The organism is Desulfosporosinus metallidurans, assembly GCF_001936615.1.
Lineage (GTDB): Bacteria > Bacillota > Desulfitobacteriia > Desulfitobacteriales > Desulfitobacteriaceae > Desulfosporosinus > Desulfosporosinus metallidurans.
The window spans coordinates 1-1,624 of record NZ_MLBF01000146.1 but is presented as its reverse complement, the minus strand read 5'-3'; the positions used below and the strand labels follow the sequence as shown (position 1 = coordinate 1,624).

At 38.2% G+C, this 1,624-nt stretch carries 2 protein-coding genes; both read left to right on the top strand.

All coding sequences use genetic code 11. The features are described from left to right. Positions 1–618: 618 nt before the first annotated feature. On the top strand, positions 619–1,251 hold the full coding sequence (locus tag DSOL_RS26025) for a corrinoid protein (RefSeq protein WP_075367589.1): 633 nt from the start codon (positions 619–621) through the stop codon (positions 1,249–1,251). A 29-nt stretch (positions 1,252–1,280) separates the two neighbouring features. Beyond that, the coding region (locus tag DSOL_RS26020; RefSeq protein WP_282433584.1) for a methyltransferase MtaB domain-containing protein at positions 1,281–1,624 on the top strand (344 nt) is incomplete at its 3' end.

The following is a 1,624-nucleotide window of genomic DNA, read 5'->3' as shown; positions in this document are numbered from 1 at the left end:
TTAAGCGACCAGAGAGTAAGGTTCCGGAGATTAAAAAGTAATTAGGTCTATGCTACAACTTACAATCGCTATGAGCTTTTGTTCGAGGAATAATAATAGTTCAAGGTGATGGCAAGATTATCCTAGTTCCAATTTCGCCCCTTCTCAAACTGAGTAAGGGGCGAAATTTTTGTGGCAGATGCCAACAACGAGTGTAAGTATTGTATTGATATCAGACAACTTGGATTTTTGAATACGGTTTCAACCCTCTAATTAGGACGGAACAGGAATTGGAAAGTATCTATTTGTGCGGAAGTTTAGACTATTTAATTAGTTGACCCATATTTACCTCTCTAAAAGCCTTAAAAAGGGTTAAGAAATTATCGATTATAAAGCAAGATAAACCTAGATAAAACAAGATAGTTCATAGCAAAGAAAGCCTTTTCAGGGCTATTATAAAGTCATTCAATAGATAAGGAAACATTTTGAACATTCTAAAATGATTAAAGCTAAAGGAAGGACGTGGTTAAATCGGCGTAAAGAAGCGTTCTGAATTACTATTTTAGTCATTCCATTCATCTAAACTTAAAAAACAAGGGTATAAGGGGATAACAAAAAACGATATTTAGGAGGATAACTATGTTTGATTTATCATCATTAGGCAATGCAGTGATCGAGGGTGACAATGAACAAGTTAAGGTTCTAACGGAAAAGGCCCTTAGTGCCAAAGTTGATCCACTTGTTATCATTAATGAAGGACTTATCGGAGGCATGAATGTCGTTGGGCAGCGGTTCAAAGTGAATGATATGTTTGTACCAGAAGTGTTAATGTCAGCACGTGCTATGAATTCAGGGATCGAACTTGTTAAACCACATCTTGCGGGTGGAGAGATGACCAATAAGGGTACGGTTGTTATAGGGACAGTTAAGGGCGACTTACATGATATTGGAAAAAGTTTAGTAGGGATGATGTTGGAGTGTTCAGGATTTAAGGTCATCGACTTAGGGGTAGATATTTCACCGGAAGAGTTTATGGCAGCAATCAAGGTGAACGGTGGGAAAATTTTAGCGCTGTCAGCTTTATTAACGACGACTATGCTGTCTATGAAAGCGACGATTGATGAGTTATCATCAGCAGGAATGCGCGAAAATGTAAAGGTCATCATCGGTGGTGCACCAATTTCTCAAGAATTCTCGGATCAAATTGGTGCGGATGGTTATGCTGGAGATGCCGCTGCAGCGGTGGAACTTGTTACTAAATTATTGAACTAAAAACCAAGAAATTACGAGGAGGTAATATTATGGCTAACATTAGTTTTACAGATGTTGCTTATACCGAGTTAAATGAGTTCATTTACGGTCATGCCAAGAAACCCGTAAATTGCAATAATGGAATGGTTATTGGTGGCGGAACAGTATATCCAGAAGTGAATCTTACACTTCCTACCATGTTGATCAATGAAGAAACCATGCCAAAAGTCTTGTCTCAGTATGAAGAAATGATTCATGGTATTTGTTCCAAAGCCTATGAGCTGTTCTCACCTGGAATTATTATTGAAATAGAACTTCTTCCCCCCTGTACCTTTAATCCCCAATGGGGAGTGGATGTGACGAAAGTTGTTAAAGGAGTAATGAAGGAGTATGA